This is a genomic window from Streptomyces sp. NPDC034099, assembly GCF_055575415.1.
Window position 1 is genome coordinate 626,081 of sequence record NZ_JBVISR010000001.1, and the last position, 20,333, is coordinate 646,413.

General features: G+C 73.7%; 14 protein-coding genes and 1 riboswitch. Of the genes, 7 read left to right on the top strand and 7 right to left on the bottom strand.

Annotated elements, in window-relative coordinates; genetic code table 11:
• Nucleotides 1-209: 209 nt before the first annotated feature.
• The 4 genes from ACZ56V_RS02895 to ACZ56V_RS02910 form a co-directional block, all read right to left on the bottom strand.
• Entirely contained in the window at nucleotides 210-1,181 is a 972-nt protein-coding gene (locus tag ACZ56V_RS02895; protein WP_468938728.1) for a hypothetical protein, read from the bottom strand.
• A 170-nt stretch (nucleotides 1,182-1,351) separates the two neighbouring features.
• Nucleotides 1,352-2,608, bottom strand: a complete 1,257-nt coding sequence (locus ACZ56V_RS02900) for a VWA domain-containing protein (RefSeq protein WP_468938731.1) — start codon at nucleotides 2,606-2,608, stop codon at nucleotides 1,352-1,354.
• Complete coding sequence (locus ACZ56V_RS02905) at nucleotides 2,605-5,046, bottom strand: DUF5682 family protein (protein ID WP_468938733.1); 2,442 nt, start codon at nucleotides 5,044-5,046, stop codon at nucleotides 2,605-2,607. Before ACZ56V_RS02905 ends, ACZ56V_RS02900 begins: the two co-directional genes overlap by 4 nt.
• A gap of 104 nt (nucleotides 5,047-5,150) precedes the next feature.
• Nucleotides 5,151-6,272 (bottom strand): ATP-binding protein, encoded by a 1,122-nt coding sequence (locus tag ACZ56V_RS02910; protein WP_468938736.1) that lies wholly within the window; start codon nucleotides 6,270-6,272, stop codon nucleotides 5,151-5,153.
• 126 nt (nucleotides 6,273-6,398) lie between these two features.
• Between ACZ56V_RS02910 and ACZ56V_RS02915 the strand changes: the two genes are divergently transcribed.
• Nucleotides 6,399-7,547: a hypothetical protein gene (locus ACZ56V_RS02915; RefSeq protein WP_468938738.1), complete on the top strand. Its 1,149-nt coding sequence runs from the start codon at nucleotides 6,399-6,401 to the stop codon at nucleotides 7,545-7,547.
• Nucleotides 7,548-7,555: 8 nt separating this feature from the next.
• Nucleotides 7,556-9,415: a DUF5691 domain-containing protein gene (locus tag ACZ56V_RS02920; protein ID WP_468938741.1), complete on the top strand. Its 1,860-nt coding sequence runs from the start codon at nucleotides 7,556-7,558 to the stop codon at nucleotides 9,413-9,415.
• A gap of 145 nt (nucleotides 9,416-9,560) precedes the next feature.
• On the opposite strand, the gene ACZ56V_RS02925 is transcribed toward ACZ56V_RS02920, so the two are convergent.
• Nucleotides 9,561-9,977: a cobalamin B12-binding domain-containing protein gene (locus tag ACZ56V_RS02925; protein ID WP_003974171.1), complete on the bottom strand. Its 417-nt coding sequence runs from the start codon at nucleotides 9,975-9,977 to the stop codon at nucleotides 9,561-9,563.
• Between the two features lie 461 nt (nucleotides 9,978-10,438).
• Between ACZ56V_RS02925 and ACZ56V_RS02930 the strand changes: the two genes are divergently transcribed.
• Both ACZ56V_RS02930 and ACZ56V_RS02935 read left to right on the top strand, forming a co-directional pair.
• A complete protein-coding gene (locus tag ACZ56V_RS02930) occupies nucleotides 10,439-11,416 on the top strand; it encodes an esterase/lipase family protein (protein WP_398912347.1) in 978 nt (325 codons plus the stop codon).
• 196 nt (nucleotides 11,417-11,612) lie between these two features.
• On the top strand, nucleotides 11,613-13,271 hold the full coding sequence (locus tag ACZ56V_RS02935; RefSeq protein WP_468938745.1) for a peptidoglycan DD-metalloendopeptidase family protein: 1,659 nt from the start codon (nucleotides 11,613-11,615) through the stop codon (nucleotides 13,269-13,271).
• 71 nt (nucleotides 13,272-13,342) lie between these two features.
• Here ACZ56V_RS02935 and pcrA read toward each other — a convergent pair whose 3' ends face one another.
• Nucleotides 13,343-15,832, bottom strand: a complete 2,490-nt coding sequence (gene pcrA, locus ACZ56V_RS02940) for a DNA helicase PcrA (RefSeq protein WP_467380490.1) — start codon at nucleotides 15,830-15,832, stop codon at nucleotides 13,343-13,345.
• A gap of 252 nt (nucleotides 15,833-16,084) precedes the next feature.
• Nucleotides 16,085-16,268, top strand: a riboswitch (cyclic di-AMP (ydaO/yuaA leader).
• Between the two features lie 6 nt (nucleotides 16,269-16,274).
• Here pcrA and ACZ56V_RS02945 point away from each other — a divergent pair.
• Complete coding sequence (locus ACZ56V_RS02945) at nucleotides 16,275-17,465, top strand: C40 family peptidase (RefSeq protein ID WP_468938748.1); 1,191 nt, start codon at nucleotides 16,275-16,277, stop codon at nucleotides 17,463-17,465.
• Between the two features lie 129 nt (nucleotides 17,466-17,594).
• Complete coding sequence (locus ACZ56V_RS02950) at nucleotides 17,595-18,611, top strand: tellurite resistance/C4-dicarboxylate transporter family protein (RefSeq protein WP_468938751.1); 1,017 nt, start codon at nucleotides 17,595-17,597, stop codon at nucleotides 18,609-18,611.
• Here ACZ56V_RS02950 and ACZ56V_RS02955 read toward each other — a convergent pair.
• Nucleotides 18,589-18,942 carry a hypothetical protein gene (locus ACZ56V_RS02955; protein WP_398912342.1) on the bottom strand — a complete coding sequence of 118 codons (354 nt, stop codon included), beginning with the start codon at nucleotides 18,940-18,942 and terminating at the stop codon, nucleotides 18,589-18,591. The two genes, ACZ56V_RS02950 and ACZ56V_RS02955, sit on opposite strands and share 23 nt — an antisense overlap.
• Before the next feature lie 309 nt (nucleotides 18,943-19,251).
• Here ACZ56V_RS02955 and ACZ56V_RS02960 point away from each other — a divergent pair, with 309 nt between their 5' ends.
• Complete coding sequence (locus ACZ56V_RS02960) at nucleotides 19,252-20,307, top strand: C40 family peptidase (RefSeq protein ID WP_398912452.1); 1,056 nt, start codon at nucleotides 19,252-19,254, stop codon at nucleotides 20,305-20,307.
• Nucleotides 20,308-20,333 lie beyond the last annotated feature (26 nt).

Genomic DNA, 20,333 nt, shown 5'->3' on the forward strand with positions numbered 1-20,333 from the left:
GTGGGCCGGGACGGTGCGCCCGGCCGTGGCAGCCGGAGGCGGGGGCGTCCGAGCGGTGAGCAGACCTCTCGGCCCGGCCCGGCGCATGCGGCGGCTGTGCCGGCCCCCGTGGGGCTGCGGCGACTGTGACCGCCTGCGGCGGCTCGGTGGACGGCTGTGTGGGCGGCTGTGGCGGCTGATGGCGGTGCGCGACAGGGGCGCCGGCCGTTCTAGGCAGGGGAGACGGGGATGTCCCGGTGCGCCTCGCGGACCCCGGCCGCGTCGGCCCGCTCGGGAGCGCCGGGGAGGAGCCGGAACGTGAACCGGTGCTGCGGGGCGACCGCGTGGGTGTCCGCGTGGCGCGGCGCGCCCTGGTCGGCTCCGGACGCGCTGCCGAGCGCTCCGTCGGGGTCGCCGGTGGGGTCGCCGGTGGGCGCGGGGCGGGCGGGGGCGAACGCGGTGTGCGCGGTGGACGCGGTCCCGGCCCGGTGAGTGCGGGGGTGGGTGTCGGGCGCCGGTCCGGCGCCGGGCCGCGGCCCGTGTCCGACGACGCGCGCCGGGCTTCCGGCGCCCTCGACGACTCGGGCGTCGGCGGCATCGCCCGGGTCCGCGGTACCGGCGGCGTCCGCCGTCACCGGTGGGGCCTCGGCCTGCGGATCGGGGGCGGCCGACCGTGAACGACCGGCAAGGTCACTCAGGTCGGTCGGGCCCGGCACATCGGTCAGTCCCGTTGGATCGGTGAGGTCCGGCACGTCGGCCGGGCCCAAGGGGTCCGACGGGTCTGTCGCGCCGGACGGACCGGACGGAGCGGAGGGACTGGGGAGCGCTACTGCCTCGGTCGCCGTCTCCACCACATCCCCGACCGGTCGCACGACCCGGTCCCGCACGACCTGGACGACGCCCTCGGTGACGGGACGGAGGCCCGGGAGCAACGCGCCGGGGCCCGGCGCCGGTACCGCTTCGGTGTCCTGGACGGATCCGGCGCCCAGCGGGCTCCGGGGCTGCGCGGAGACGTCGAGGACCCGGCCGACCGTGTCCTCCAGGACTCCCGGCCCTTCGTCGGCCGCCTGTGCCCGCCCTCCGCAGAGCAGCCCGAGGACGAACAACCCGCCCACCAGCAGAGCCAGGTGCAGCGCACGCCGCCCGGCCGCCGTGCGCAGGAGGCGCAGAGCGGCACCGGGCAGGGCTGCTGACCAGATCAAGAGGGGGAGGTTCCTCCCGTGCGGCGGGCCGGGCCGCGCGTCGAACAACGCATCGACACGCCGCGCGATACTCGCACGTAGGTCCGGAGGTTACGCAAGCCCGGTCGTGCCGATGGGCCGTCATATCCGTTTTGCCCGCAGGAAACGGGTCACCTCGGATCGCCACATCGTCACCCGGCATCCGGTATCGGCAGGGGCCGCCTCTCGATCGCGGCCGCCATCACCTCCGGGAAGAGGTCGGGCGTGCAGGCGAAGGCCGGTGCGCCGAGCGCCGCGAGGGCCGCCGCGTGTTCCCGGTCGTACGAGGGCGTCCCCTCGTCGGACAGGGCCAGCAGCGTCACGAACCGCGCCCCGGCCGCCTGCATCGCCGCGACCCGCTTGAGCATCTCGTCGCGGATGCCGCCCTCGTACAGGTCGCTGATCAGCACGACCACCGTCTCCGCGGGCCGGGTGATCCGCGACTGGCAGTACGCCAGCGCGCGGTTGATGTCCGTGCCGCCGCCGAGTCGCGTGCCGAAGAGCACGTCGACCGGGTCGTCGAGCTGGTCGGTGAGGTCGACGACCGCCGTGTCGAAGACGACGAGACGGGTGTCGATCGAGCGCATGGACGCCAGCACCGCGCCGAACACGGACGCGTACACGACGGACGCCGCCATCGACCCGGACTGGTCGACGCAGAGGACGACCTCCTTCTTCACCGAACGGGAGGCCCGCCCGTAGCCGACGAGCCGCTCCGGGACGATCGTGCGGTGCTCCGGCAGATAGTGCTTGAGGTTGGCCGCGATGGTGCGGTTCCAGTCGATGTCGTGGTGGCGGGGCCGGCCGGTGCGGGCGCCGCGGTCCAGCGCGCCGGTCAGGGTGGCACGGGTGCGGGTGGCGAGTCGCTTCTCCAGGTCGTCGACGACCTTGCGCACGACGGCCCGCGCCGACTCCTTCGTCGTGTCCGGCATCGCCTTGGTCAGGGACAGCAGGGTGCCGACGAGGTGCATGTCGGCCTCCACGGCCTCGAGCATCTCCGGCTCCAGCAGGAGGGTGGCCAGCCCGAGCCGGTCGATCGCGTCCCGCTGCATGACCTGGACGACGGAGGAGGGGAAGTAGGTCCGGATGTCGCCCAGCCAGCGGGCCACGGCCGGTGCGGACGCCCCGAGTCCGGCCGCACGGTCCCGCCCCGTCCGCGGGGCGTCCCCCTTTCCGTAGAGCGAGGTGAGCGCTCCGTCCATCGCGGCGTCCCGTCCGGACAGCGCCTGGCCGGTGCCGTCGGCCGGGTCGCCGCCGAGCACGAGGCGCCATCGCCGCAGCCGCTCCTGTGCCACGTCGGCCCCCTCCGGCTCGGTCGCCGAAACGCGTCCCGCCGGGTGCCCGGCCGCGGGTTCGGTCCGGTGACCGGCCGTGCGGCCGGTCCGGTGCTCGGTCATACGTCCAGTCATGTGTCCGCCCTCACCAGGTCGTTGTCGTCCGGTGCCGGGTCCCGGCCCAGGAGCAGCCGGACCACCGGCAGCACCGCGTCGGCCCGCTCGGTGTCGAGGCCGGGCGCGAAGCCCGGGATGCCGGATCCGGCCGTCGTCACCCTCCCCCGTGCCTCCGGTCCGCGCCTGGCCAGCTCGCCGAGCCCGCGGCGCACTCCCGGCTCGAAGGCGGAGAAGGTGCGGCGCAGCAGGGGCAGTACGTCCGTGAACGCGTCCGCCGGTACGCCGGTCAGCCAGGCGTCGACCAGGGCCAGCAGCCGGTCGTCGTGCAGCAGGAGCATGCCGCCGCCCGAGCCGCCGCCGACGAAGCCCTCGATCCAGGCCGCCGCGTCCGCCGGCGGCGTCCCCGGGGACAGCACCAGGCCCATGAGCCGCGCCGCCTCGTCCGCCGCCAGCTCTCCGTCGTCCAGCAGGAGCCGTACGGCACGGCCGCGGACGATGCCGGGCACGGCGTCCCGCGCGGAAAGGGTCCGCAGGACGGCCCGCCAGCGGGGCCCCAGGTCGCCGCGGCCCGGCGCGGGGGCGTCGCCGAGCAGGCCCACGGCGGTGTGCACGGCGTCCACGTGCCCGCGCATCTCCTCGGCCGCGTCGGCGTCCAGTGCTGCGCAGGCCGCGGGCAGGCCGACGAAGACGCGCTCGGCGAGCCCCGCGGCGACCCCGGCCAGGGCCCCGGTGTCCGTGCCGCGCACATCGCCGTAGCGCAACGAGCGGACGAGGGCGGGCAGCGCCTGGGCGAGGTGGCCCACGTCCGTGTCGAGCGCGGCCCGGTCGGCGAGTATCCGCATCACCGGCGAGAGCGCGTCCGGCAGTTCGGCCAGCAGGCAGCGTTCGGCGAGCGCGGTGACCTCGGCGAGACCCTGCGCGGTGACGGCGTCCGCCTCGGCCCTCGCGGTCGCGGCGGACAGCACGGTCGTCCCCCACACCCCGGCCTCGGCGACCCGCACCGACAGCTCCGGCTCCCACCGCAGCCGCCACGTCTCCCTGAACGTGCCCGTGCTGCGCGAGGCGGCCGGCTCGCCCCAGCCGACGCCGAGCAGACGCAGGCGGTGCAGCAGTCTGCTGCGGCCGGCGTCGGTCTCCTTGCGCAGGTCCAGTTCCAGCTCCCGCTCAGCCGGCTCGGGCCTGAGCCGCAGCCGCCGCTGGATCCGTGTCAGGTCCCGCTGCAACGGCACCGCGGGCGCCCCGGCCGGTACCTCCCCCAGCACGTCCCCGACCACCAGACGGTCGTGCACCAGCGCCAGCGGCACGTCCGAGCCGTCGCACATCACCGCCCGCACGGCCTCCGTCGTCTCGCTCAGCCCGGGCAGCGGGCGCCCACGGATCACCGCGAGCGTTTCGGCCAGCCGCGCCGCCTCGATGACGTGGGCCGGGGAGACGATCCTGTCCTCCTCCCGCAGCAGTCCGGCCACCTTGGTCAGCCATCGCTCGACGGGCCGGTCGACCGCGGCGAACAGGTGCCCGTACCAGCCCGGCGACTCGATACCCGCCCCGTACCCACCCGCCCGGGACAGTCTGCGATGGGTCCAGGGCACCCAGGTCATCTCCACCTTTGTCCTGGGCAGCCCCTTGACCAGGGCCCGGTCGGCGGCGACGGTCGTCCTGCGCCGCAGCGCGGGCACGTGCCACGCCCCGCAGACCACGGCCACCCCCTGGGCGAACTCCCGCTGCGCCGCCCGGACCTGGAGCCGCATGTGGGCCTCCCGCACGAGATCCCGCGCGTCGGCGACGCCCCCCTCGCCGCCCTGCCCACCGCCCTCCTCACCGTCGTCCTCGCCGCCGTCGGTCTCGCGCAGCGCCGTCATGGCCTCCTCCACCGCCGTGAACGGTGCGAGCACGTCCCCCTCCCCCGGGCCCCGGTGCTCGATCACGTCCTCCCACCAGCGCTCGGGGTCGTCGTGTCCGGCGGCCGCGGCGAGGGCGGCGAGCGGGTCCCCCCGGACGTCGGGGGACGCGCTGCCGGGCCGGTCGCCCGCCTGGCCTTCCGCGGGGTCGTCCGTGTGGTCGTCCGCCGCCCGCCACGCCAGCGTGTGCGTGGCCGGGAGGTCGATGAAGCGGGCCGGGACGTCGTGTTCCAGGGCCCAGCGGACGGCCACCCACTCCGGGGAGAACTCGGCCAGCGGCCAGAACGCCGAGCGGCCGGGCTCGTCCACCGCGTGGGCGAGGAGCGCGACCGGCGGCCGCATGTCCTCGTCGGCGGCCAGCGGGATCAGGGCGTCGGCCTCCGGCGGCCCCTCGACCAGCACCACTCCCGGGCGCACCGCGTCCAGCGCGGCCCGCACCGCCCGCGCCGACCCCGGCCCGTGGTGGCGTACGCCGAGCAGCAACGGTCGGCCACCGGACTCCCCGGCGCCGCCCGGCCCGCCGGTTCCGCCGCTCCCGGCCCAGTCAGTGCCCGTCACACCGTCCCCCTTGCCTGCGGGTCCAGCTCGAGTCGCCGTCGTCCCCCGTCGCCCCGGTCACCGCCGCACCCGCCCCTCCTCGACTCGTCCGCATCCCGTGCCGTTCACGCGGTCACCTCCCGGCAGGCCCGGTAGAAGTCCTGCCAGCCGTCCCGCTCGCGCACGACCGTCTCCAGGTACTCCTGCCAGACGACACGGTCGGTGGCCGGGTCGCGGACGACCGCGCCGAGGACGCCCGCGGCGATGTCGCCGGACCGCAGCACCCCGTCACCGAAGTGGGCGGACAGCGCGAGGCCGCCGGTGACGACGGAGATCGCCTCGGCCGTGGACAGCGTGCCACTGGGCGACTTGACCTTTGTACGGCCGTCGCTCGTCAGCCCGTCCCGCAGCTCGCGGAAGACGGTGACGACACGTCGGATCTCGTCGGTGCCGTCGGGCGCCGACGGCAGGTCGAGGGAGCGGCCGATCTGGTCCACGCGGCGCGTGACGATGTCGACTTCGGCCTCGGCGCTCGCCGGCAGCGGCAGCACGACCGTGTTGAAGCGGCGGCGCAGGGCGCTGGACAGGTCGTTGACCCCGCGGTCGCGGTCGTTGGCGGTGGCGATCAGGTTGAAGCCGCGCACCGCCTGCACCTCCCGGCCGAGCTCCGGTATCGGCAGGGTCTTCTCCGACAGGATCGTGATCAAGGTGTCCTGCACGTCGGCCGGGATGCGGGTCAGCTCCTCGACCCGGACGGTCATGCCCTCCGTCATCGCCCGCATGACCGGGCTGGGCACCAGGGCGTCCCGGCTGGGGCCGTGGGCGAGGAGCTGCGCGTAGTTCCAGCCGTAGCGGATCGCTTCCTCGGGGGTGCCGGCCGTCCCCTGCACGAGCAGGGTCGAGTCGCCGCTGACGGCCGCGGCGAGGTGCTCGGAGACCCAGGTCTTGGCGGTGCCGGGCACGCCGAGCAGGAGCAGGGCGCGGTCGGTGGCGAGCGTGGAGACGGCGACCTCGACGATGCGGCGCGGGCCCACGTACTTCGGGGTGATCACCGTGCCGTCGGGCAGGGTGCCGCCGAGCAGGTAGGTGGCGACGGCCCACGGCGACAGCTTCCAGCGGGCCGGACGCGGACGGTCGTCCAGCGCGGCCAGCGCGGCCAGTTCGGCCGCGAACGCGTGCTCGGCGTGCGGCCGCAGCACCTGACGCGGCGCCTCTGCCTCGGACGTCCGTTCTACGAATGCAGGCATGGCCGATTCCCCCTCCAGCTAGGCCGGTGCGATCTGTCATCCACGGTGCACCACGCCACTGACAATCGCTCTGACCTGCGAAAATGCGCTCGCTCGGGCCATTGTCAGTGGGGGGACCTACCTTCGATGGCATGGCTCGGCAGCGGGTCCGGGGTGGGGAGCGGCGACGAGACGAGGGGACGGTGCGGGGCTGTGCAAGAGCCGGGCGGGGAGGGCGCGGTGACGGAGGGGAAGGCGCCGGAGGGGGCGCAGCGGCCGGGCGCCGGACGGCGCGAGCCCTCGGACGCGGGGGACGCGGGTCCGTCCCTGCCCGCGGCCACGTCCGCTGATCCCGAGGCGGCACGGCGCCGGGCGGAGCGGCGGGCCGAGCGGGTCACCGCGGGCGCGACGGAGCTGGAGCAGCGGCTCGCGGATCTCCTGCGCGCCGGGCTGGCCGGTGCCGAGCAGACGGGACCCGGTCTGTGGGAGGAGACGGCGGCCCGCATGGTCGACGCCCAGGCGCCCGGACTGGCCTCGCGCGTACGGGAGCTGGGCGCCATACCCGCGTCGGGCCCCGGCTGGCCGGTGCGGCTGCTCGAGGAGTGCGCGCTGCTCCATCTGCTCGACCGGGGCTGGCTGCACCGCGAGCGGCTGCCGGACGGCCTGGCGGCGACGGTCCGTTCACGCGTGGGTCTGCCCGCCTCCCCGGACGGCCCGCCGGTGCGGGACCACTGGCTGGTCCTCGCCCAGTACGACACCGTGGACGCCCGGCTGACGACCCGTCGCGTCTGGTTGTACGGCGCGGAGACGGACCGCACGGTGCTCCTCCTCTCTTACGGCGCCGCGGGCCGGTCACCGGAGCTGACGCTGCCGGTGGGGCTGGCCCTGGAGGCGGAGGTCTCCGCGTATCCGGACGCGGGCCGGCGGCGAGTCGCCCTCGGCCGGAGGTTCGCACCGCCCGGGCCCACGCGCACCCGCCCGAGGGGGGTGACGACGTCCGGGGCGGCCGTCCGGTACGGCGAGGCGCTCCGCGACGACCCATGGCTGGAGTCGGTGCCGGTGGCCCTTGGGCGGGTCGTCCCCGTACCGGACGGCGACGGCTGGCAACTGGCGGACGCCGACGGGGACTCGGCGCTGCCGCTCGCTCGAACCACCGGGAACCAATCGGGTCTGTGGCGGTTGGTCGCGCTGTCGGGCGGTGCGCCCGTCACGGTCTTCGGCGAGTGCGGCCACCGCGGCTTCACACCGCTGACGGCCTGGCCGGCCGGACCGGGTACGGCGGTGCCGCTGTGCTGACCCACCCCATGGGACAGGAACCGGAGGGGAACGACATCATCAGGACACCCACTCCCACGACCACGACCACACCGACGGCGACCACCCCGCCGTGGCCGCCCGTTGCCCCCACCGGCTCCCCGCGGCCCGACGCGGCCGCCCAGACGGACACCGGCCCCCGGGCCGAACCCGAGACCACCACCGACGCCGGTCCCGCACCCGGCGCTGGGCAAGGCTCCGGGCCCGGCCCCGATTCAGCTCCGCCGGGGCCTTCCGCCGTGCCCTCCTCGGCGTCCGGGGCCGGTGTCTGGGAGGGGCTGGTCACCTCGGCGCTGCTGGGTACGGACCGGCGTACGCCACCGGGCGGCGAGCGCGGTCCGGGGGCCGCGGCCGCGTTGCTGGACGCGGCGGCGGCGGAGACCGTGCGCCGTCGTGCGGGTCTGCGACCGGCCCGCGCGGCCCGGCGCCCCGACCCCGCGCCCGAGGACCCCCGCCCGCCGCTGCCGGACGCGGCCGCCCGTCGGCTCACGATGCTGCTCACCGACCGCCCCGGCACGGCGGGCGGTGGCCGCAGAGGCAGCGCGCCCGATCTGATGGAGCTGCTGCCCCAATGGCTGGCGACGGCGAACGCCCGCGGTTTCGCGCCGCCGCCCCAGACGCTTCCGGCGCTGCTGGACGCGGCGCGGGGGCGTACGGACCTGCGCCCGGCGGCGCTGGCCTTCGCGGGGCCCCGGGCCCTGTGGCTGGCCCGGCTGAATCCGGACTGGCGATTCGCCCTGCGCGCGACGCCCGGCGGAGGGACCGCGCCGCCGGGTGCCGATGCCGTGGAGCGGGCGCGCAGGCTCTGGGGCGAGGGCCTGTTCGCCGAACGCGTCGCTCTCCTGGCGTCCCTGCGCGCCCGCGACCCGGCCGGCGCACGCGAGCTGCTGGCGTCGACCTGGGAGACGGAACGGGCCGAGGACCGGCTGATGTTCCTCGACTCGCTGCGGACGGGGCTGGAGGCGGCGGATGAGCCGTTCCTGGAGCAGGCGCTGGCCGACCGCAGCCGCAACGTACGGGCCACGGCGGCCGAGTTGCTCTCGGCGCTGCCGCACTCGGCGCTGGCCGCGCGGATGGCGGCGCGGGCCGCGACGTGCGTTTCCCTCGACCGCACCCGCACCCCGCCGGCGATCACCGTCGAGGCACCCCACGAGTGCGACTCTGGCATGGAGCGGGACGGCGTGGTGGCCAAGCCGCCCGCCGGGCGGGGGGAACGGTCCTGGTGGTTCGGCCAGTTGGTGGAGGCGGCCCCGCTGGCCACCTGGCCGGCCCGGCTCGCGGGTCGTACGCCCGAGGAGATCGTCGCCCTGCCGGTGTCGGACGGCTGGCAGAGCGAACTGCACGCCGCGTGGTGCCGCGCGGCGGTACGACAGCGCGACGGCGGGTGGGCGAGGGCACTGCTGGGCGCTCCCACGGCGCCCGAGGCCGGGGGTCCGGGCGCGGTGTCCCTGGCCGAGCGGGCCAAGCTGCTCGGCACGCTGAGCGCCGGTGAACGCGCCGAGTGGGTCGCCGGGTTCATCGCGACGCACGGACTGTCCGAGGCGTTCCAGCTGCTCGGCATGTGCGGGGTGCCGTGGGCCACGCCACTCGGCCGTGCGGTGGTCGACGCGCTCGAAATCGCCCGGGACGCCGGGAGCTACCCGTGGAGCTTCAGCGGCGTCATGGGCCTGGCAGAGCGCTGCCTCGACCCCGCGGAGGCGGGCCGCCTCGACGGCCTGCTGGCGATACCGGACGAGCGGGAGGACGCGTCGCCGGGGGCCGGGTGGTACTGGGCGGAGGCGTTCCAGCGGCTCGTCACGACCTTGCGTCTGCGGGCGGCGATGGCCGAGGAACTCCGGGCGGGGCCATGAGCCACCACCCCGGGGCCCGCTGCCCGCGCACCCGGCGGTTCAAGGCGTGCCCGGGTGGACACCGGGGGGAACCCGCGCCGGTGGAACGGCCGCCTGCCAACGCCGGACGCCCAGGGCCGGACGCCCAGGGCCGGACAGCCCGTGCTTACGCGCCCGCGGGCTCCCGTACGTTCGCCCGGACCCAGTCCACGATGGACGCCGTGGTCGCGCCGGGCGTGAAGATCTCCGCGACGCCCTTCTCCTTCAGCGGGGCGATGTCCGCCTCGGGGATGATCCCGCCGCCGAAGACCAGGATGTCCGCGGCGTCCCGCTCCCGGAGCAGCTCGATCACCGCGGCGAAGAGCGTGTTGTGCGCACCGGAGAGGATGGAAAGCCCGATCGCGTCGGCGTCCTCCTGGATCGCGGTGTCGACGATCTGCTCGGGCGTCTGGTGGAGCCCGGTGTAGATGACCTCCATACCGGCGTCACGCAGCGCCCGCGCGATCACCTTGGCCCCGCGATCGTGACCGTCGAGCCCCGGCTTGGCCACCACCACGCGGATCGGACCGGCTGCCACACCCATCACTGCCTCCATGAAGCCGACTACATCCATCCGTACCGACAAGTACCGCACACTTCACGTCCTCGCGGCGCGGAGCCCCGCACCACAGTGTCCGGGGGAAGTGAACGAACGTTATCGCCAGCATCCCGCAACCGGCAGTTTCGCGGTGGATACAGAGGGGGAAATCACACGGTGGGACACGTTCGCCGCACACCGCTCCGGGGCGCGGCGGCAACACGCGCACGGAGAGCCGCAGCGAGGGCAGTACAGATCGACAGCGGGCCTCATCGCCGTTTCACCGACACCACAGGCCTCATAAGGCCCACCGGGCTCTGATGGGCTCTGATGGGCTCTGATACGGCATGCCGGAACACGGGTAGGCATAAACCTCGCAAACAGCACCAGTCACTGGTGTCACGGCGCTCCACGAGGGCACACGGGGGACAGAGGCGTCCCTGCGCGTGCCGACAGGAGGTCGGCCCATGAAGGTCACCACGGCAGCACTGCCCCTTCTCCCCCTCGTCCAGCGTCTCCTGCCCGGGCTTCCGGGACTCCCCGGTCTTCCGGGGCTCCCCGCGGTCCCGGGACTCCCAGACCTGGCAGGCCTTCCGGGCCGACTGACCGGACTCTCGCTGACCCTCCTGAAGGCAAGCGCCCTGGAGGCCGCGATCCTCGCCGGGCACCTCCTCCTCTACCCCTCGGGGATCATCCAGGAGCGGCGCCCGGTCCAGGCCCTCCGGCCGGCGGACGCCCAGGACCCGCAGCCGTCCCCGCCGCCCCCCAGGCTCCCGGCCCCGGCCAGCCCCCCGGTCGTGCTGCTGCACGGTTTCATCGACAACCGCTCGGTCTTCCTGCTGCTGCGCCGCAGCCTGGCCCAGCATGGCAGGCACGAGATCGAGTCGCTGAACTACTCCCCTCTGACCTGCGACATCCGCATCGCGGCCGAGCTGCTCGGCCGGCACATCGAGGAGATCTGCGAGCGGACGGGCAGCGAGCGGGTCGACGTCGTCGGGCACAGCCTCGGTGGACTGATCGCGCGCTACTACGTACAGCGCCTCGGCGGAGACCTCCGCGTCCGCACCCTGGTGACGCTCGGCACCCCGCACGCCGGTACCAAGGTGGTGCCGCTGGCGAACGCGCACCCGATCGTGCGCCAGATGCGTCCCGGGTCGGCGGTGATCGAGGAGCTGACCTGGCCGGCCCCCGGCTGCCGTACGCGGTTCGTCAGCTTCTGGAGCGACCTGGACCGCGTGATGGACCCACTGGAGACGGCCTGTCTCGACCACCCCGACCTGAGCGTGGAGAACGTACGGGTGAGCGGCATCGGCCACCTCGCGCTGCCCGTGCACCCCACCGTGGCCACGGGAATACGGCAGGCGCTCGACACCGCCGGACCGGAAACAGGCGTGGAAACGGGTACGGAAACGGGCAAACGCTCCGGCGGGCTGACCGTGGCCTGAGACCGGAGCAACCCGTTCGGACTCGAACAATTCTCGAACACAAAGCCAAACTCGTGCCCGCCGTCCCCCAAAACACGGCCGATTGCCCGTTTCCTTCGCTCGTGAAACCTGACGAAGATTGTCGTGCCCGTATACCGCCGGGTACAGTCGCCGCACTGCTCTGGCAGCCCCTGTTGTCGAGGCGAAAGAGAAGTTGGTGAACGACCGTCACCCGTCGGGGACAACAACCACCCCGGCTCCGCCTTCCGACGCCACGTCGGCGCAGTACGCGTCGTACGGCACGGGGGAGGCCCAGTACGGCGACCTCACCACGTCCGGCGGCTACACCTCCACCGGTTTTTCCACCGGCACCGCCGACACCTCGGCCTTCGACGCGGACCCCCTCTTCGGCAGCATGCCGGGCCACTACACCACCGGCACCCACGAGGCGACGGGTTCCTACGACACCACCCAGTGGTCCACCGGCGGCGAGCAGACCCCGCACTACGACGCGTACGCGGCCCAGCACCACGCCGCCTACGACACCGGCGCCTACGACACGACGACGTGGACGGCCGGGTACCAGCAGTACGGCTCCGTACCGCCGCAGGCCACCGGCCCCGAGGCCACCGGGCAGTGGGACACCGGCGACTGGAGCCTTCCGGACCAGTCCGGCGCTCCGGCCGACGCGACCCAGCAGTGGGACTGGGGCACGCAGACCTTCGAGACCGGCACCTTCGAAACCGCCACCGCCGACACCGGCACCTTCGACACCGGGGCGTTCGACACGGGCGCCTACGAGACGAGCACCTTCGCGACCGGCACCTTCTACACCGGCGCGTTCCCGGGCGGCCCCGCGGACACCGGCTCCTACGACGCCACGCAGTGGAACGCGGACCCCACGGCCACCGGCGCGACCGAGCACCCCGCCCCGGACGACGCCGCACCGGACATCACGCCCGTCGTCGAGAGTGCCGAACCCTCCCCGTACGACGGCGAGTTGGCAGCCACCGGCGAACTCCCCACCGTGACCGCCCTGCTGGACGACCAGGAAGAGGTCACGCCCGCCGCCCGGGTCCCGGCCGCCCGCACCGGCTCGCGTGCCGGCTCCCGCGCCGGGGCGCGTTCCCGGCGCCGCCAGCCCGCCAAGCGCTCCGCGCTGCTGACCATCGCCGTGCCGTCGGCCTGCGTGATGAGCGTCGCCGGTATCGCGGCCGCCTCCGTCGGCAGCCTGACCGGTGACGAGAGTGCGGACGCCGCGGCGTCGGCACCGGACCCGGGCAACGCGAAGGCCGCGCCGGTGAAACCGTCCGCCGCCAACAACAAGCTGGACACCCAGCTCACGAGCCTGGCCGCCGGGGCCGACGACTTCGCCGACCGGGCCAGCCGGACCCAGGAGCGCATCGACCTCAAGGCCGAGCAGGCCCTGGAGAAGAGGCGGGCGGCGGAGGAGGCGGCCCGCAAGGAGCGGCTGCGCCCCAAGTTCGCGCTCCCGGTGGAACAGCACGGCCTCAGCGCCTATTACGGGCAGGCCGGCATCAACTGGATGTCCGTCCACACCGGCATCGACTTCCCCGTGTTGTACGGGACGAAGGTGATGGCGGCGACCGACGGCACCGTGCGGACGCAGTACAACAGCGCGTACGGCAACATGATGATCGTGACCGCGAAGGACGGCACGGAGACCTGGTACTGCCACCTCTCCAGCTACCAGGTTCCCTCCGGTACGACCGTGAAGGCGGGCGACGCGATCGCGTTCTCCGGCAACTCGGGCAACTCGACCGGTCCGCACCTGCACTTCGAGGTGCGTCCCGCGGGCGGTTCGTCGATCGACCCGCTTCCGTGGCTGCGCAGCCACGGCATCAACCCGACGTGACGCCGTAACGTCTCAGCAGACCGGCCGGGCGGCCACGGTCGGCCCGCACCGCACCGCCCCGCGTCACGCCCTCAGAGCTTCTCCACCGGCGCGTACCGCAGCAGCAGCCGCTTCGGCTTGGTGTCTCCGAAGTCGATCGTCGCCTCGGCGTTCGACCCGGTGCCCTTGACCCCGACCACCGTGCCGAGCCCGAACTGGTCGTGCGTGACGCGGTCGCCGACTGCCAGTGAGACCGTCGGCTGCTCGGCGCCGGCCGACCTGCGGGTGGCGAAGCCGGACGCGCCCGACGCCGACGAGCGGGAACGGGACGAGGACAGCGAGGCCGCCACGCCCGAGACCGGCGCGGAGGGCGCCGGGCCGTTCGCCCCGGTGCGCTTCCACTCCAGGTGCGGGGCCGGGATCTCCTCCAGGAACCGCGAGGGCGGGTTGTACGACGGCTGGCCCCAGGCGCTGCGCAGCGTCGACCGGGTCAGGTAGAGGCGCTCACGGGCGCGCGTGATGCCGACATAGGCGAGGCGCCGCTCCTCCTCCAGCTCCTTGGCCTGGCCGAGGGCGCGCATGTGCGGGAACACGCCGTCCTCCATGCCGGTGAGGAAGACGACCGGGAACTCCAGACCCTTGGCGGTGTGCAGGGTCATCAGGGTGACGACGCCGTCGCCGTCCTCCTCGTCCGGGATCTGGTCGGAGTCGGCGACGAGCGCGACCTTCTCCAGGAAGTCGGCCAGCGTCCCGGCCTCCTCACCCTCGGCCCGCTCCTGCTCGAACTCCAGGGCGACGGCCGCGAGTTCCTGGAGGTTCTCGATGCGGGTCTCGTCCTGCGGGTCGGTGGAGGCCTGCAACTCGGCCAGGTACCCGGTGCGTTCGAGGATCGCCTCCAGGACGGTGGCCGGTCCGGCGCCGGACTCGACGATGGTGCGCAGGTCCTCCATCAGCGTGTTGAACCGCTTGACGGCGTTCGCGGAGCGCGCGGCCATGCCGTACGCCTCGTCGACGCGCCTCAGCGCCTGCGGGAAGCTGATCTTCTCGCGCTGGGCGAGGGCGTCGATCATCGCCTCCGCGCGGTCGCCGATGCCGCGCTTGGGGACGTTGAGGATGCGGCGCAGCGGCACCGAGTCCTCCGGGTTGGCCAGCACCCGCAGGTAGGCCAGGACGTCCCGGACCTCCTTGCGCTCGTAGAAGCGGACGCCGCCGACGACCTTGTAGGGCAGGCCGGTGCGGATGAAGACCTCTTCGAAGACACGGGACTGGGCGTTGGTCCGGTAGAAGACGGCGACGTCGCCGGCCTTGGCCTCGCCCGCGTCGGTGAGGCGGTCTATCTCGTCGGCGACGAACTGCGCCTCGTCGTGCTCGGTGTCGGCGACGTACCCGGTGATCTGGGCGCCGCTGCCCTGGTTGGTCCACAGGTTCTTGGGGCGGCGGGACTCGTTGCGCTCGATGACCGCGTTGGCGGCGCTGAGGATGGTCTGGGTGGAGCGGTAGTTCTGCTCCAGGAGGATCGTCGTCGCGTCCGGGTAGTCCTCCTCGAACTGGAGGATGTTGCGGATGGTGGCGCCGCGGAAGGCGTAGATCGACTGGTCGGCGTCGCCCACCACGCACAGCTCGGCGGGCGGCACCTCGGCCTCCGGCGGCACGTCGACGGGGTGCTCCGAGGGCACGCCGACCAGCTCGCGCACCAGGGCGTACTGGGCGTGGTTGGTGTCCTGGTACTCGTCGACCAGGACGTGCCGGAAGCGGCGGCGGTAGTGCTCGGCGACGTCCGGGAAGGCGCGCAGCAGATTGACCGTGGTCATGATCAGGTCGTCGAAGTCGAGGGCGTTGGCCTCGCGCAGCCGTGACTGGTACATGGCGTAGGCCTGGGCGAGGGTCTTCTCGAAGCCGTCGGCGGCCTGGGCGGCGAAGTCCTCCTCGTCGATCAGCTCGTTCTTCAGGTTGCTGATCTTCGCGCTGAACGACTTCGGCGGGAAGCGCTTCGGGTCCAGGTCGAGGTCGCGGCAGACCAGCGCCATGAGCCGCTTGGAGTCGGCGGCGTCGTAGATCGAGAACGACGAGGTGAAGCCGAGCTTCTTCGACTCGCGGCGCAGGATGCGGACGCACGCGCTGTGGAAGGTCATCACCCACATCGCGTGGGCGCGCGGGCCGACGAGCTGCTCCACGCGCTCCTTCATCTCGCCCGCGGCCTTGTTGGTGAAGGTGATCGCGAGGATCTGCCCGGGGTGGACGTTCCGCTCGGCCAGCAGGTGGGCGATGCGGTGGGTGAGCACGCGGGTCTTGCCGGAACCGGCACCGGCCACGATGAGCAGCGGGGAGCCGGAGTGGACGACGGCGGCGCGCTGGTTCTCGTTCAGCCCCTCCAGGAGCGCGGCGGCGTCCAGGGCCGGGCGCGGGGCGCCGTCCCGGTAGTGGGTGTCCCGGTCCGGAGGCGCGTCGAACTTCCCGCCGAACAGATCGTGCGGAACCGGCTCCGGTCCGTGCTCGTCCTCGGGCGGCGGCGGGGGTTCCTCCTCGTGACCCCGGGGGGTCTGGAGGCTCGCCAGGAAGCTGTCGTCAAAGAGGCTGCTCATCGCTCTCCGAGTCTAGGGCGCCCCACCGACAACCCGGCGCCACCCCGGAAAATACCCGGCGTTCCAGGACCGGGCACGCCCCGCGACCGGCCGGAACACGAAGAGTGACGCGCACTGCCCGGCCAGAGGCGCCCGCACGGAAGGTCACGAAAATGTATCGGGCATATCACCCACCAACCTTCACAGCGGCCACACGAGTTGGCTACCGTGCGGGCAGGCCGCTCGACCCCCTCCGGCGAACCCCGCCGGGCCGCGCGGCCTCCGCCGAGTCCGACGTGCCCGCACGGCACCCGGAGCCGGGGACCCAACCGTGAACTCTGGGGTGAATCGGCCGCACCGCCCTCGACGAGAGGACGGTCCGCCGTAGGGCAACCCTTCCATGCCACACCGCCCGAACCCGACAGCTAACCCGGTAGGCGGAGCACTGGAAGGAGTCGCCTCCTTGGCGTCGCACCGCAAGTCGCGTCCCACCGGTACCCGCGTCGCAGGCATACGGACCCCGGCCCTCGCCACCGCGGCCCTCACCTCCGTCGCCCTGCTGTCCCAGACGGCGAACGCCACGCCGTCGGACGACCGGCCGACCCTGGAGGAGGTCGAGAAGAAGGTCGACGACCTCTACCGCCAGGCCGGGTCGGCGACCGAGAAGTACAACGCGGCCAAGGAGAAGACCACCAAGCAGCGCAAGAAGGTCGACGGCCTCCTCGACGACGTCGCCCAGCGCACCCAGAAGCTCAACGACGCGCGCGAGGAGCTGGGTTCCTTCGCCTCCGCCCAGTACCGCACGGGCGCCTCGGTTCCGGAGACCGCGACGCTGCTGCTCGCGGACTCGCCGCAGGACTACTTCGACCAGAACCAGCTGATGAACCGGCTCACCGGCCGGCAGAAGACCGCCGTCGACGACTACGTCACGCAGCAGTCCGAGACGATGAAGAAGCGCCGGGAGGCCACCGAGAGCCTCGAGACGCTCACCGACTCGCAGACCGACCTCAAGACGGCCAAGTCGACCGTCCAGAAGAAGCTGGCCACCGCGCGGAAGCTGCTGTCGGAGCTGACCGCCGAGGAGAAGGCCCGGCTGGCGGCGATCGAGAAGAAGAAGCAGCAGGAGGCCGCCCGCAAGGCCGCCGAGCTGGCGAAGCAGCAGGCGGAGGAGGCGGCCGAGCGCAAGCGGCAGGAGGAGGCCGCCCAGCAGGAGAGCGGCTCCGGGTCCTCGGGGACCTCCGGCGGCACCGGTTCGTCGGACTCCTCGGGCTCGTCGACTCCGGGCACCTCGGCCGGCACCAAGGCCGAGAAGGCGATCGCCTTCGCCCGCGCCCAGATCGGCAAGCCGTACGTCTGGGGCGCCACGGGCCCCGGCTCCTACGACTGCTCGGGCCTCACCCAGGCCGCCTGGAAGGCCGCCGGCGTGAGCCTGCCGCGCGTCACCTACGACCAGGTCAACGCCGGCACGACCGTCTCCGTCTCCCAGGCACAACCCGGTGACCTGGTCTTCTTCTACGACGACATCAGCCACGTCGGTCTGTACATCGGCGACGGCATGATGATCCACGCCCCGAAGCCGGGCGCGTACGTCCGCGAGGAGTCGATCTTCTACGACGGAGAGTCGTCGATCCACAGCGTGGTGCGCCCGGCCTGACCGGCGAGGCTCTCCGGGGCCCGCCCGGCGGATCCGGCCGCGGACGCGGGGTCCGGCACGCATCTGGTGGACAAGGCGCCGCGCCCTTCCTGCGGCCCGATCCGCCGGACAGGCCCTAGCATCGGGCGCATGTCATCGGCCACCCATCCCTCCGCGCTGCGCACCTGGTGGGCGCAGCGTCCACCGGCGGCCGGGGCCGCGGTGATGGCGACCGGCATCGTGTCGGTCGCCCTGCATCTGACGGGCCGCGAGATCCTGTCCCGGACCGCCCTGGTCCTGGCCTGCGCCGCCTGGCTGATACTGGCCGCGAACTTCGTCTACCTGCTCCTTGCCGACCGGGCGCAGTGGGTGCGGCGGGCCGGGACGCCGGGGGCGCTCACCGCCGTCGCCGCGACGACCGTGCTCGGCGCCCGGTTCTCGCTGCTCGGCTGGTCGCTCCTGGCGGCGGTGCTGCTGGTGCTGGCGGCCCTGCTGTGGCCGTGGCTGCTGTACCTGGTGGTGCAGCGCTGGGGGCGGCGGATGCCCGGGGCGGTGTTCCTGAGCTGCGTGGCCACGGAGGGGCTCGCCGTGCTCGCCGCCACGCTGGCCGCGGCCACCTCGACGCCCTGGCTGGCGCACGCGGCGCTGGTGCCGTTCTGGCTGGGGATCGTGCTCTACCTGATCGCGCTGTTCCGCTTCGACCTGCGGCAGGTGGCCCGTGGCTCCGGGGACCACTGGGTGGCGGGCGGCGCGCTCGCCATCTCGGCCCTCGCCGGCGCCAAGCTGCTCGCGGCGGCCGGGACCGGCATGTACCTGTGGAACGCCGACGACCAGGCCGTCCTGCACGACGTGACCGTCTTCCTGCTCACGCTCGACCTGGCCTGGTACGCCGTACTGCTGGCCGCCGAGATCGCCTGGCCCCGCCTCCGCTACGACGTGCGCCGCTGGTCGACCGTCTTCCCGCTCGGCATGACGGCGGCGGCGACGCTGTCCGTGGCCGTGGTCGTCGACGTCCCGTGGCTGGACGCGCCCGGCCGGGCGCTGCTGTGGATCGCGGTGGCCGGGTGGCTGGCGGTCGCGGCGGGGGCGGTCGTCCAGGCCCGGGCCGGACTGCGGTCCGCGGCGGAGGGCTCGGGGGCGGCGGTCAGGTCCACAGCACCGCGATGAAGATGTTCACCAGGGTCAGCGCGCCGACCAGGCCGAACAGCGGCTTGTCCACCTTCTCGTCGTCGCGCTTCACGTAGACCAGGCCAAGGATCACGATCAGCACGGCGAGCTTCACGCCGATCTTGACGTTGTCGACGGAGTAGTCCTGGGCCTGGTTGAGGCCGACCAGGACGGCGCCGGTGACCAGCATCGTCAGCGCGCCGTGCAGCATCGCGGGGGTGAACCGGGCCGTGCCCTGGCCCATCGCCTTCATCTGGGTCAGGAAGCCGCCCAGGAGCGCGGCGATACCGATGATGTGCAGGCCGACGAAGAGGTGGATGAGTACGTCCATGAGGCCGGAGCCTAATGAGGACCCGGGCGCGCCCGGACACCGGCCCGGGCCGGCGCTCCCATAACAGCTCACGTTCCCCGTCCGCCTCCGATCCGGCATATCGGTCATCACCCTGCGTGAAGACGACGGGTCCTGGAGCGGGCGGCGGCCACATACGGTCGCCGCACGATCCGCTGCCGCCACTTCCGTGCATCCCGTCACCGGACCGTTACCGACCCGCCTAGCGTCCTGGCCCAGGCAGCCGGAGCGGACCGGCGCCGACCCGGCGCGGGCCGGGGTCGAGTCGTACGGAAGGACGTGGATCGCAAGGTGGGAACGCACCGCAGGCCGCGACAGCGCGCGACGGGCGGCGGCAGGGCTCGTACGGCGGCCACGATCACCCTCGCGGGCGCGGCCACCGCGACGGGCCTGGGCGGGACCGGACACGCCGATCCGCAGCCGACGGCGGCGCAGGTCAGGGCCAAGGTGGACAAGCTCTACCAGGAGGCCGAGGTGGCCACGGAGAAGTACAACGGCGCGAAGGAGAAGGCGGACGCCGCCGAACGGCGCCTGGAGGAACTGCGGGACGAAACCGCCCGCAAGGAGGACCGGCTGAACTCGGCGCGGGAGGCACTGGGTTCGGTCGCGGCGGCGCAGTACCGCAGCGGCGGCCTGGACCCGGCGCTGCAACTCGCGCTCTCGTCCGACCCGGACCGGTATCTCGACGGCGCCGCGTTCGTCGAGCGCGCGGGCAGCCGGCAGACGGCCGCGGTAGGCCGCGTACGCAAGGAACTGCGGGAGATCGAGCGCCTGCGCGGGGCCGCCCGCGTCGAGGTCTCCTCGCTGAAGTCGCGCCGGGCCGAGCTGAAACGTCACCGCGAGACCGTCACCGGCAAGCTGGAGTCGGCCCGCCGCCTGCTGTCCCGGCTGACCGCCGAGGAACGCGCCCGCGTCGGCGACGGAACGGGCCATCGCGCCTCCCGCGCCTCCTCGGCCGGCCCCCGGGAGGGCCTGTCCGCCGCCGCCCAGGCCCCCGACTCCCGCGCCGCGGCGGCCGTCGCCTACGCCTACCAGAAGCTCGGCAGCCCCTACGTGTGGGGCGCGACCGGCCCGAACGCCTTCGACTGCTCGGGCCTCACCCAGGCCGCCTACCGCGCGGCCGGCGTCTCCCTGCCCCGCACGACCTACGCCCAGATCGGCGCGGGCCGCCGCGTCGGACGGTCCGAACTCCTCCCCGGGGACCTGGTCTTCTTCTACTCGGGCATCAGTCACGTCGGCATCTACGTCGGCAACGGGCAGATGATCCACGCCCCGAACCCCTCGGCGCCGGTGCGCGTCGCCCCGGTCGACGAGATGCCGTTCGCGGGGGCCGCGCGGGTGGTGTGAGACGCGGACGCCACCCCGTGCGGAAC